This is a genomic window from Stutzerimonas sp. NM35, from assembly GCF_054604355.1.
Window position 1 is genome coordinate 4,449,349 of sequence record NZ_CM137728.1, and the last position, 9,784, is coordinate 4,459,132.

Here is a 9,784-nt window from a genome sequence, read left to right on the forward strand (position 1 = left end):
TTCACTATGTCGGCGACTCAAAATTACGGCACTGGCCGTCGCAAGACTGCAACCGCGCGCGTCTTTCTGCGCCCCGGTACTGGCAAGATTTCCATCAACAACCGCGAGTTGGACAACTTCTTCGGGCGTGAAACCGCTCGCATGGTCGTTCGTCAGCCGCTGGAGCTGACCGAGACTGTCGAGAAGTTCGATATCTACGTTACCGTCCTGGGCGGTGGTGTAAGTGGTCAGGCTGGCGCTATTCGCCACGGCATTACCCGTGCACTGATGGATTATGACGAGACTCTTCGTCCTGCTCTGCGCAAGGCTGGCTTCGTTACTCGCGATGCTCGCGAAGTAGAGCGTAAGAAGATCGGTCTGCGTAAGGCGCGCAAGCGTCCGCAGTACTCGAAGCGCTAATTCAGGCTTCCAAGAAAAGCGCCCAGTTTCGCAAGAATCTGGGCGCTTTTTTTATGGGTGATTTTTTCTCCTGCGACAGTGTGTCGCGTGTGTGGGGTCCCGGTTTTAGGGGCTTGCAGCTGAGGTGTGACGGCTTATTGCCTTGTCATGCGAGGGGGTTTTCTTTACCATTTGGCGAATTTTTTCGCGGCCTAGTTTTTCGGTAGACGCACGTAGTAGACGCCTGCTTTCGGTAGGCCATAAGAAACTGATGGGAGACGACTGAATGAGCAATGACGGCGTGAATGCTGGCCGGCGTCGCTTCCTGGTAGCCGCTACTTCGGTAGTGGGTGCTGCAGGAGCGGTGGGGGCCGCGGTCCCGTTTGTGGGATCGTGGTTCCCAAGTGCCAAGGCCAAGGCGGCCGGAGCACCGGTTAAGGTGAATATCAGCAAGGTCGAGCCGGGCCAGCAAATGGTCGCCGAGTGGCGCGGACAGCCGGTATTCATCCTGCGCCGTACCGAGGAGGCGCTTGCCAATCTGGGCAAGCTCACCGATACGGTTGCCGATCCGAACTCCGAAGCGTCCGAGCAGCCGACCTATGTCGATCCTCAGGTTCGTTCGATCAAGCCGGAGCTGCTGATCGTGGTCGGGCTCTGCACGCACCTTGGTTGCGCTCCGTCTTTCCGGCCGGAAGTGGCGGCGCCTGATCTGGGTGCCGATTGGCTTGGTGGCTATTTCTGCCCCTGCCATGGTTCGAAATATGACATGGCTGGCCGCGTCTACAAGGGGCAGCCTGCACCCTTGAACCTGCCGGTTCCCCCTCATTCGTACGAGACTGACGCTGTAGTCGTCATCGGCGTGGATCAGGAGAGCGCGTGATGAGCAAGTTCATGGAATGGGTTGATGCGCGCTTCCCCGCGACCAAGATGTGGGAAGACCATCTCAGCAAGTATTACGCACCGAAGAACTTCAACGTCCTGTACTTCTTCGGCTCCCTGGCCTTGCTGGTACTGGTCAACCAGATTCTCACCGGTATCTGGCTGACGATGAGCTTCGAGCCGTCTGCAGAAGGCGCCTTCGCTTCTGTCGAATACATCATGCGTGATGTCGAGTACGGCTGGATCCTGCGTTATCTGCACTCCACCGGTGCTTCGGCGTTCTTCGTCGTGGTGTACCTGCACATGTTCCGCGGCATTCTCTATGGCTCCTATCAGAAGCCGCGCGAGCTGGTGTGGATCTTCGGCATGATGATCTACCTGGCCCTCATGGCCGAAGCCTTCATGGGCTACCTGCTGCCTTGGGGGCAGATGTCCTACTGGGGCGCCCAGGTGATCATTTCGCTGTTCGGCGCCATCCCGGTGATCGGCGACGACCTGACCCAGTGGATCCGTGGTGACTACCTGATCTCCGGCATCACCTTGAACCGCTTCTTCGCGCTGCATGTCATCGCGTTGCCGATCGTGATTCTCGGTCTGGTCGTGCTGCACATTCTGGCGTTGCATGAAGTGGGTTCGAACAACCCGCTGGGCGTCGATATCAAGAAGAACAAGGATGAAGCGGGCGTGCCCCTGGACGGCATTCCGTTCCATCCCTACTACACCGTCAAGGACATCGTCGGCGTAGTGGTCTTCCTGTTCGTCTTCTGTGCCGTCGTGTTCTTCTTCCCGGAAATGGGCGGTTACTTCCTGGAGAAACCGAACTTCGAGCCGGCGAACGCGTTCAAGACGCCGGAACACATCGCGCCGGTCTGGTACTTCACGCCTTACTACGCGATTCTGCGCGCCGTTCCCGACAAGCTCATGGGTGTGATCGCCATGGGTGCCGCGATCGCCGTGCTGTTCGTGCTGCCCTGGCTGGACCGCAGTCCGGTCAAGTCCATGAAGTACAAGGGCTGGATGAGCAAGGTCGCACTGATCCTGTTCTGCATCTCGTTCATCATCCTCGGCGTGCTGGGTGTGCTCTCTCCGACTCCTGAGCGGACCCTGGTATCGCGGATCTGTACGATCATCTACTTCGCGTACTTCATCCTGATGCCGTTCTACACCAAGCTCGAGAAGACCAAAGTAGTTCCGCAAAGGGTGGATGGCTGATGAAAAAGCAATTTGCTGCATTGATTCTTGCATTGGTGCCGGCATTCGGTTTTGCCGCTGCCCCCAGTGTCGTTCTGGACAAGGTCGAGATCGATCTGACCGACAAGGCGGCCATGCAGGATGGTCTGAAGACCTTCGCCAACTACTGCATGGGCTGTCATAGCGCGCAGTATCAGCGCTACGAGCGTGTGGCCACCGATCTGGGCATTCCTGAAGATGTCATGATGGACAACATCGTCTTCAACGATGCCAAGTTTGGCGACCACATGAAGACCGGTATGTCGCCTGATGACGCCAAGGTCTGGTTCGGCGCGGCTCCACCGGATCTGACGCTGGTTGCGCGCGTGCGTGGCAACGACTGGCTGTATTCCTACATGCGCGGCTTCTATGTGGACCCGGCGCGTCCCTACGGCTACAACAACACGGTATTCCCGAGCGTAGGCATGCCCCACGTGTTGGCGCCGCTGCAGGGTCGTCAGGTTCTGCCAAGCGCGCTGCCTGAAGGCGAGTCGGTAGCCTGCAAGCAGGTCCAGGTCGTCGAGAAGGGCCGCAAGCAGTTCGATCCGCTGACCGGCACGCCGATCACTCATGAGGATTGCGGGCAACTGACAGTCGTTCCCGGTACTGGCGAGCTGACCGAGGCGGAGTACGACGAGAAGATCAAGAACCTGGTGACCTTCCTGGCCTACTCGGCCAATCCGGTCAAGCTGGAAAGCCAGCGCATCGGCACCTATGTGTTGCTGTTCCTGGCGGTCTTCTTCGTGTTCGCCTATCTGCTCAAGCGCGAGTACTGGAAAGACGTTCACTGATCCTCCGCTGTTCTGCTACAACCCTGCGCGCGCCCTATTGGGCGCGCGCGCTTTTCTGCATTCATGAAATCCCATCAGGAGGGCGCTATGGCTGCGACCAATCGACTGGTCTGCTATTCCGATCCCGCCGATCATTATTCGCATCGGGTGCGCTACGTGCTTGCCGAGAAGGGTGTAAACGTCGAGATAGTCGATGTCGACCCTGCTCACTGCCCGGTCAGGTTGAGTGAAGTGAACCCTTACGCCAGTGTTCCGACACTGGTGGATCGTGACCTTGCGCTATATGAGCCAGGCGTGATCAGCGAATATCTGGAAGAGCGCTATCCACATCCGCCGTTGCTTCCGGTCTATCCGGTGGCAAGGGCCAATACCCGGCTTCTGGTGCATCGAATTCAGCGTGACTGGTGTGCGCTGGTGGATCTCGTGACTGATCGGCGAACCACCGAGAAGGCGCGGGAGCAGGCGCGCAAGGAGTTGCGTGAAAGCCTCACGGGGGTTTCGCCAATCTTTTCCGAGAAAGCCTATTTCATGAGCGACGAGATCAGCCTGGTGGATTGTTGCCTGTTGCCGATCCTCTGGCGTTTGCCCGCGCTCGGGATAGAGTTGCCCAAGGCGGCCAAGCCGCTGCTCGACTATATGGAAGTAAACTTTGCCCGTGAGGCCTTTCAGGCCAGTCTATCGACCGTTGAACGCAGCATGCGCTAGCAGGTAGTGTTTCAAGGGTCTGCCAAGAGAGGTTGCTATGAATTCAAGTCGTCCCTATCTGGTCCGGGCGCTGTACGAGTGGATCGTCGATAACGATTGCACGCCGCATCTGCTGGTCGATGTCGAGTATCCCGGTGTCCAGGTGCCCGCAGGCTTCGCCAGTGATGGGCAGATCGTGCTGAACGTTGCGCCCAGTGCCGTGCGTCATCTGCAGATGGACAATGCCGCGATCAGTTTCGAGAGTCGTTTCGGTGGCGTTCCGCACAGCCTGCATGTGCCGGCTGCTGCGGTAATGGCGATCTATGCGCGGGAAAACGGGCAGGGGATGGTGTTCGAGATCGAGCCGCCCAGTGACGATACGCCAGACGATGGCGCTTCCGCACCGGATGCTGGCGTTGCGCCTCGCCCGGCTTCGGCGGGGCGGCCCAGTCTGAAGGTCGTCAAATAAGCCGCGGCACGTAGGTCGGGCCATGCTTCACCGACCCGACGAGCGGAGGTGGGGTCAGAGGAAAGCTTGGCACGGGCTTGGGTAAAGCACTCCCTGACTCTGTCCGACTTTCCGCTAATCGATATATTCGAACAGCTTGACGATGCGCTGCACACCGGAGACGCCCTGGACCACGCTTGTCGCACGGTTGCCTTCCTGGCGGGTAACGAGGCCCAGCAGGTAGACGATGCCGTTTTCAGTGATCACCTTGATGCGCGAGCCCGGAATGTCCTGATTGGCCAGCATCTGGGTTTTTATCTTGGTCGTGAGCCAGGAATCGTTGCTGCGGGCCAGGGCGGATGAGGGCTGCAGTACCTGTATTTCGTTGTGCACGCGCTTGACGCGCTGGACCGAGCCTGCCGCCTGTTCGGCGGTCTGCTTCAGTTCGCTGCGAGGTGTCTGGCCGGCGAGCAGTACGACGCCGTTGTAGCTGGCCACGACGATATGCGAGCCTTTATCCAGATCAGGGTGGGCTTTGGCGATGTTCACTGCGGCCTTGGTTTCGATCAGCGAATCATCGATCTTGCTGCCGATGGTGCGGGTGCCCCGGTTGTCATCGATCGGGGTGTCGCGTGTGGCGGTCAGAACCGAACTGCAGCCGGTGGCGACAATGCACAGGGCGAGTACGAGCAGATGGGGGCGGAGCGGATTCATTCTTCACTCCCGAACAGTTGGTTGTCGATCAGGTCGCACAGGCAGTGAATGACGAGCAGGTGCACTTCCTGAATGCGCGCAGTGGCCTTGGCTGGCACGCGAATCTCGACATCTTCCGGCAACAGCAGCGAGGCCATGCCGCCGCCATCGCGGCCTGTGAGGGCAACGACCAGCATTTCGCGGTCATGGGCTGCCTGGATTGCCTGAATCACGTTGGCGGAGTTGCCGCTGGTGGAAATTGCCAGCAGTACATCACCCGGCTGGCCGAGTGCACGGATCTGCTTTGAAAAGACTTCGTTGTAGCTGTAGTCGTTGGCGATGGAGGTCAGCGTGGAGCTGTCGGTTGTCAGGGCTATCGCCGGAAGACTGGGGCGCTCGCGCTCGAAGCGGTTGAGCAGTTCGGAGGAGAAGTGCTGGGCATCGCCAGCCGAGCCCCCGTTGCCGCAGGTGAGTATCTTGCCTTCGCTGAGCAGTGTATTGACCATCACCTGTCCGGCCTGCTCGATGCTTGGGGCGAGTACGTTCATCGCCTGCTGCTTGGTTTCGATACTGGCCTGAAAAAGCTGACGTATACGGGATTGCATATCCATCGATGTGTTGACCTTCAAGTGTCGGGCTGTGCGTATGGCCATGGCGGAAACGAGTTGCTCCGGCGCTAAAACTATCCAACAGCCTGTCAGGCATCGAACGCGTTGCGGAGCCAGTTGGGTGTCGCTGTGTTGCTGACCGCTTCGATTGCGATGACATCGAAGCGGCACGGGTATCCGGACCAGCGACTTTCCTTCTGCAGGAACAGCTGAGCCGCACGGATCAACTTCTGCTGTTTGCGCCGGTCGATGCTTTCCAGGGCGCCACCCCAGGCGCTGTGGCGTCTGTAGCGAACTTCGATGAATACTACTGTATCGCCATCGAGCATGACTAGATCAAGCTCGCCGCAGCGGCACAGCCAGTTGCGCTGCAGCAGGCGCAGGCCCTGCTGTTCCAGATGGCGCAGCGCGCGGTCTTCGGCCTGGCGTCCGCTGGTCTGTTTGTCAGTGCTGGTCAAGCAGCGTGTTCCCGAGGGGCTGGACCGTGCCGTCGCGGAATTCGGCCCATGGCAGGCGGCGTTCGATGCGTTGACCGGGGGTCAGGCTGAGCGTGCCGGAGTATCCGTCCAGCTGCGTCTCCGGGAGTGCCAGCAACTGGTTCAGGCGTGGTGCCAGCAAGTAGGCGTCGGCGCCCATCGCGTAAAGCCGTCCGAGGCTGCCGCGAGCTTGCGGCCATTTGTTCTCGATCTGCTGGCGCAGGGGCAGTTGGGCGTCCAGCAGCCAAGGGGTTTCGGTGAAGCGGATGCCTTCAAGATCAAGGTACTGGCTGCGATTGTCCGTTGCGGCATGCAGGTGGGACGTGGCGTATACCGGGAGGTCGCCGGCGTACTGGAAGATCAGGGTGGGTTTGACCTGCTGGGCCTGCTGTGGGGTGGCGGCCAGGAACAGGAAGTCGACGTCCTGGCGGCGTGTGGGTTGTGCTTGCAGACTGCTGCTGGAGCCGCCTGTGCTGTTACGTACTTGCAGCATGTCGGCGATCTGGTTGGCGAGCGCGACGGGTTCGGCCAGGGGCTCGGCGGCAATCAGCGTGCCGCCCTGTTCCTGCCATTGCCGGCGAAAGGCATCCAGCACGCGATTGCCCCAGTCGCCGCGGGGCGTCAGGGCGATGGCGCGGCGATGGCCGTCGTCCCAGGCGCGGCGAGCGACCTCGCGGGCTTCGTCTTCGGCGGCCAGGCCGAACTGGAACAGTTGTGGCGGCTGTTTCTGGTCGGCATCGCTGTAGTTGAGTGCGAGCGTGGTAATCGGGAGCTGGTCACGGTCGGCGAGCTGCCGCACCAGGGTCTTGTCCAGCGGGCCAACCACCAGTTCCACGCCGGATGCAGCGGCCTGCTGATAGAAGGCGTCCATGGAGGTGATGCGTGTGCTGTCGAACAGCTCGATCTTCAGCTCCTGGCCTGCTTCCAGGTGGGCGGCAAGGAAGCCGTCGCGCAAGGCGCGTGAGACGCTGGCCAGTGGGCCGTCCATGGGTAGCAGAAGGGCGACGTGCGACAGCGGGCGATCAGCCAGTTCACGCAGTGTTACGAGGGCTTCTGGTAGCTGTAGCGCAGCCGGATGACTGGGGTTCTGCTGCACCCAGGTATCGATGGCCCGTTGCTGCTGGGGCAGTGTGCCGGACTGCTTCAGCATGGCTGCCAGCGACAGCCAGCCGGACAGATCCTGATCGGCCACAGGCTGCAGTTGGCTGGTCGGCAGGCCCGAGACCAGCGACCAGATTTTCTGATGGTTCTGCGTCGCGGCTTCCCCGCTCAGCAGGGGGGCGACAAAGGTTCGCTCGCGAGCGGCATCGAGGGGCTGCTCATTGGCTTCAAGTGCCTGCGCGCGCGTCAGCTGACTGCGAAGCTGCTGGTCGGTGGGTAATTCCCCGAGGCGTTCGAAGGCCGGATGTTGCAGGGCCTGCAGTGCACGCTGCGGGTCGTTGTCGGCCAGTGCCAGCTCTGCGCTCAGAGTGCTTGCGAAAATCTGTTGGGCCGGCGGCAGCTGCTCGATTGCGACCTGTTCCAGAATCAGGCGGGCCTGGGCAGGGTTGCCCTGGCGAATACTCTGGTCGGCGGCGGAGAGGCGCAGCAAGGCGGCCCTGGCCGGATCGCTGGCATCGGCTTCCTCCAACATCTGCTGCGTCGAAGCCTGGGGCGTGCGAGGCAACTCACCCAATGTCGACTCGGGCGAACTGGCGCAGGCCGACAGGATAGCGGCAAGGCAGATGAAGAGAATCGGGCGTAAGCGAGCCATCATGTGATCATTCCTGGAAACACCGGCAAAGAACGTCTGATTGTACCCAAGCCCTGCCGGCACCGCGATGTTGTGGCCGTCAAACGAGCTACAATGCCCGTTTTCGTGATGTGAGGTACGCCCTGTGACTGCAGCAGATGCCGTGAATTCCACCGCGGGCGTGCTCTATGTCGTTGCCACGCCGATCGGAAATCTCGAAGACATCAGTGCGCGGGCGCTGCGCATACTGCGAGAGGTGGCGCTGATTGCAGCGGAAGATACCCGTCACTCGGCGCGACTGCTTCAGCACTTCGGCATTGGCACGCCGCTGGCGGCGTGCCATGAGCATAATGAGCGGGACGAGGGTGGCCGATTCATCGGGCGGCTGCTGGCTGGGGAAGATGTGGCGCTTGTTTCTGATGCCGGAACACCGCTGATTTCCGACCCTGGCTACCATCTGGTCAGGCAGGCGCGGGCGGCAGGCGTGCGTGTCGTGCCGGTGCCCGGCGCCTGTGCGCTGGTCGCGGCGCTTTCGGCGGCGGGTCTGCCATCCGATCGCTTCATCTTCGAGGGGTTCCTGCCGGCCAGGCAGGCGGCGCGTCGCGCGCGGCTGGAACACCTGCGCGAAGAGCCGCGAACCCTGATCTTCTACGAGGCGCCGCATCGCATTCTGGAATGCCTGCAGGACCTGGAAACTGTATTCGGCGAGGATCGGCCCGCGGTGCTTGGGCGCGAGCTGACCAAGACCTTCGAAACCCTCAAGGGATTGCCGCTGGCGCAGCTGCGCGCCTGGGTCGAGGCTGACAGCAATCAGCAGCGTGGCGAATGCGTGCTGGTGATCGGTGGCTGGCAGGCGCCCGAGGGGGATGAAGCGGTGGATGCCGACGCCCGGCGTGTGCTGCAGCTGCTTCTGGCGGAATTGCCACTCAAGCGCGCCGCCGCCGTTGCTGCCGAGATCACCGGCGTTCGCAAGAACCTGCTGTATCAGCTGGCTTTGCAGGAAAAGGGCTAGAGCTGATCGGGGGCAGGGCGATCACACTATGGCGTTATTCTGCGATGGTCGTTCGATAAAAGCGCTGGGGGCTGGACGAAAAAACGCCATTTGCGCTCGAGCCTGGATCGCTTGTCGTTCAGCCTCCAGCTTTCCAGCGTTGTTTTCGGCACTTTGAGCGTATAGCGCGATCGCCTGTGATCGGAGGATTTATCAGCTTGCGGGGCGGGGGCTGGCCAAGTAACCTAGCGCTCGGAGAGTCGATTGGACAGTCGCTGTCTCTTTTTGTTCCGCAAAAAGGGAGGGAGGAAAGTCCGGGCTCCATAGGGCGAAGTGCCAGGTAACGCCTGGGAGGCGCGAGCCTACGGAAAGTGCCACAGAAAATAACCGCCTAAGCGCTTCGGCGCCGGTAAGGGTGAAAAGGTGCGGTAAGAGCGCACCGCGCGGCTGGCAACAGTCCGTGGCTAGGTAAACCCCACTTGGAGCAAGACCAAATAGGGATCCATTGGCGTGGCCCGCGCTGGATCCGGGTAGGTTGCTAGAGGCAGTCAGTGATGGCTGTCGTAGAGGAATGGCTGTCCTCGACAGAACCCGGCTTACAGATCGACTCTCCGATTCACTTCCAGAATCCCCTCGTTTCTAGTCCAAAAAAGTATTGCTCTTGAGAAAGCACTTTAACTTCTGAGTGCAGGCTTTTGGTCTGCCTGAAAAAGTTGGTTTTCGCTCGTCTGCGATTTGGCGCCTGCCTCGTGATTGCCTCCTAAATTCCCGCCACATAAGGGTTTTTCCCCTGCGGCTCACCTTGACGGTGGGGCTGCTGCATTTCTATAGTGCGCATAAGTGGTGAAAAGTGGAATGAAGTGGATATTTATGG

Annotated in this window: 11 protein-coding genes and 1 other RNA gene; 8 read left to right on the forward strand and 4 right to left on the reverse strand. The window is 60.4% G+C overall.

Features of this window, described 5'->3' with window-relative positions; all coding sequences use genetic code 11:
* Positions 1–6 precede the first annotated feature (6 nt).
* The 6 genes from rpsI to ACYCFC_RS20655 all read left to right on the forward strand — a co-directional run bounded on the left by rpsI (position 7) and on the right by ACYCFC_RS20655 (position 4,431).
* Positions 7–399 (forward strand): 30S ribosomal protein S9, encoded by a 393-nt coding sequence (gene rpsI / locus ACYCFC_RS20630; protein ID WP_181082061.1) that lies wholly within the window; start codon positions 7–9, stop codon positions 397–399.
* Positions 400–664: 265 nt separating this feature from the next.
* Positions 665–1,258: a ubiquinol-cytochrome c reductase iron-sulfur subunit gene (gene petA / locus ACYCFC_RS20635; protein ID WP_181082060.1), complete on the forward strand. Its 594-nt coding sequence runs from the start codon at positions 665–667 to the stop codon at positions 1,256–1,258.
* Positions 1,258–2,469, forward strand: a complete 1,212-nt coding sequence (locus ACYCFC_RS20640) for a cytochrome b (protein ID WP_181082059.1) — start codon at positions 1,258–1,260, stop codon at positions 2,467–2,469. The genes petA and ACYCFC_RS20640 overlap by 1 nt, the downstream gene beginning before the upstream one ends.
* Entirely contained in the window at positions 2,469–3,278 is an 810-nt protein-coding gene (locus tag ACYCFC_RS20645; protein WP_181082058.1) for a cytochrome c1, read from the forward strand. The genes ACYCFC_RS20640 and ACYCFC_RS20645 overlap by 1 nt, the downstream gene beginning before the upstream one ends.
* A gap of 87 nt (positions 3,279–3,365) precedes the next feature.
* Complete coding sequence (locus ACYCFC_RS20650; RefSeq protein WP_459652754.1) at positions 3,366–3,983, forward strand: glutathione S-transferase N-terminal domain-containing protein; 618 nt, start codon at positions 3,366–3,368, stop codon at positions 3,981–3,983.
* A gap of 37 nt (positions 3,984–4,020) precedes the next feature.
* The gene (locus ACYCFC_RS20655) at positions 4,021–4,431 is read left to right on the forward strand and encodes a ClpXP protease specificity-enhancing factor (RefSeq protein WP_181082056.1); all 411 of its coding nucleotides are present in this window, start codon (positions 4,021–4,023) and stop codon (positions 4,429–4,431) included.
* 114 nt (positions 4,432–4,545) lie between these two features.
* Here ACYCFC_RS20655 and ACYCFC_RS20660 read toward each other — a convergent pair whose 3' ends face one another.
* The 4 genes from ACYCFC_RS20660 to ACYCFC_RS20675 form a co-directional block, all read right to left on the reverse strand.
* Entirely contained in the window at positions 4,546–5,124 is a 579-nt protein-coding gene (locus ACYCFC_RS20660; RefSeq protein WP_181082055.1) for a BON domain-containing protein, read from the reverse strand.
* Positions 5,121–5,714 carry a phosphoheptose isomerase gene (locus tag ACYCFC_RS20665; RefSeq protein ID WP_181082054.1) on the reverse strand — a complete coding sequence of 198 codons (594 nt, stop codon included), beginning with the start codon at positions 5,712–5,714 and terminating at the stop codon, positions 5,121–5,123. The genes ACYCFC_RS20660 and ACYCFC_RS20665 overlap by 4 nt, the downstream gene beginning before the upstream one ends.
* Before the next feature lie 86 nt (positions 5,715–5,800).
* Positions 5,801–6,169, reverse strand: coding sequence for a YraN family protein (locus ACYCFC_RS20670; protein ID WP_181082053.1), 369 nt, complete (start codon positions 6,167–6,169; stop codon positions 5,801–5,803).
* Complete coding sequence (locus tag ACYCFC_RS20675) at positions 6,156–7,943, reverse strand: penicillin-binding protein activator (protein ID WP_459652755.1); 1,788 nt, start codon at positions 7,941–7,943, stop codon at positions 6,156–6,158. Before ACYCFC_RS20675 ends, ACYCFC_RS20670 begins: the two co-directional genes overlap by 14 nt.
* 121 nt (positions 7,944–8,064) lie before the next feature.
* On the opposite strand from ACYCFC_RS20675, the gene rsmI reads away from it, so the two are divergent.
* Both rsmI and rnpB read left to right on the forward strand, forming a co-directional pair.
* The gene (gene rsmI, locus ACYCFC_RS20680; RefSeq protein WP_459652756.1) at positions 8,065–8,931 is read left to right on the forward strand and encodes a 16S rRNA (cytidine(1402)-2'-O)-methyltransferase; all 867 of its coding nucleotides are present in this window, start codon (positions 8,065–8,067) and stop codon (positions 8,929–8,931) included.
* Positions 8,932–9,166: 235 nt separating this feature from the next.
* Positions 9,167–9,525, forward strand: an RNA gene (gene rnpB / locus ACYCFC_RS20685) — RNase P RNA component class A.
* Positions 9,526–9,784: the final 259 nt, after the last annotated feature.

Excerpts from the sequence above, each read along its gene's own strand:
- ACYCFC_RS20655 (WP_181082056.1), top strand. The coding sequence starts at position 4,021 with ATGAATTCAAGTCGTCCCTATCTGGTCCGGGCGCTGTACGAGTGGATC.
- rpsI (WP_181082061.1), top strand. The coding sequence starts at position 7 with ATGTCGGCGACTCAAAATTACGGCACTGGCCGTCGCAAGACTGCAACC.
- ACYCFC_RS20675 (WP_459652755.1), bottom strand. The coding sequence starts at position 7,943 with ATGATGGCTCGCTTACGCCCGATTCTCTTCATCTGCCTTGCCGCTATC.
- ACYCFC_RS20660 (WP_181082055.1), bottom strand. The coding sequence starts at position 5,124 with ATGAATCCGCTCCGCCCCCATCTGCTCGTACTCGCCCTGTGCATTGTC.
- ACYCFC_RS20645 (WP_181082058.1), top strand. The coding sequence starts at position 2,469 with ATGAAAAAGCAATTTGCTGCATTGATTCTTGCATTGGTGCCGGCATTC.
- ACYCFC_RS20650 (WP_459652754.1), top strand. The coding sequence starts at position 3,366 with ATGGCTGCGACCAATCGACTGGTCTGCTATTCCGATCCCGCCGATCAT.
- ACYCFC_RS20665 (WP_181082054.1), bottom strand. The coding sequence starts at position 5,714 with ATGGATATGCAATCCCGTATACGTCAGCTTTTTCAGGCCAGTATCGAA.
- petA (WP_181082060.1), top strand. The coding sequence starts at position 665 with ATGAGCAATGACGGCGTGAATGCTGGCCGGCGTCGCTTCCTGGTAGCC.
- ACYCFC_RS20640 (WP_181082059.1), top strand. The coding sequence starts at position 1,258 with ATGAGCAAGTTCATGGAATGGGTTGATGCGCGCTTCCCCGCGACCAAG.